The sequence below is a fragment of the Paenibacillus sp. P4_A7 genome (assembly GCF_056402455.1).
In genome coordinates this window covers 1-715 of sequence record NZ_JBFUHJ010000891.1, presented here as the reverse complement: position 1 = coordinate 715, position 715 = coordinate 1, and the positions used below count along the sequence as shown (strand labels likewise).

At 37.5% G+C, this 715-nt stretch carries 2 protein-coding genes; both read right to left on the bottom strand.

Features of this window, described 5'->3' with window-relative positions; translation table 11 throughout:
- Positions 1-291: ferritin family protein (locus AC1DWN_RS34775; protein ID WP_477563350.1), on the bottom strand; the 291-nt coding region annotated here is incomplete at its 3' end.
- Between the two features lie 153 nt (positions 292-444).
- Positions 445-672, bottom strand: coding sequence for a sulfurtransferase TusA family protein (locus AC1DWN_RS34770; RefSeq protein ID WP_477563349.1), 228 nt, complete (start codon positions 670-672; stop codon positions 445-447).
- Between the last annotated feature and the right edge of the window lie 43 nt (positions 673-715).

Below are 715 nucleotides of genomic sequence, written 5' to 3'. Positions count from 1 at the left end.
GGATTGTACACTCTGATATTTCTCGTTACTTATACCCGTGATCTCTTGACCTGTAATCTCTTTATACATTCCTCGGAACATGTAATTATGACCACGTTCATCGTCACGTATAGAGGTAATAATAGAAGCTTGCTCGCTATTTGGTGCAAATTTGATAAGTTCGTTATAGAACAACTCATCATTCCGTTCTCCTTGAACCGCTTCTTTCATTAATGTTAATGCTTCAGCTGAAGATACTGACCAAACTGGCATAAACATAGCTCTATTCCAATATGGATTTAACCAATACAAACGTAAAACCCCCTAATAAATGAATAATGTCAATGTAGTATATGCTTTAATGCCTATTCGGGACTCTCATAGTTGCCGCTATTCAGGCAGTTGGTCTATCGACACATAAACTAAAAAAAGCGAACACGTCTTAAACTGTGCTCGCTTTTTAAATTAGATTTTTTTCACAAAAAATTTGTAAATACCATTTTCTTCTTCATGCTTAATGAGTTCATTATTAGTTTGAGTCACCCATGCTTGAAAATCGTTGACTGAGCCTTTGTCTGTGGATAAAACCTCCATCACTTGCCCTGCCTGTAAACCATCCAAAGCTCTCTTTGCTTTTACAATTGGCATCTGACATGCCATTCCCTTTGTATCTACGATCAAATCTGCTTTCATTTAATAATCCTCCTTAGTTGTCGTGAACCGCACAGCGGTTCGG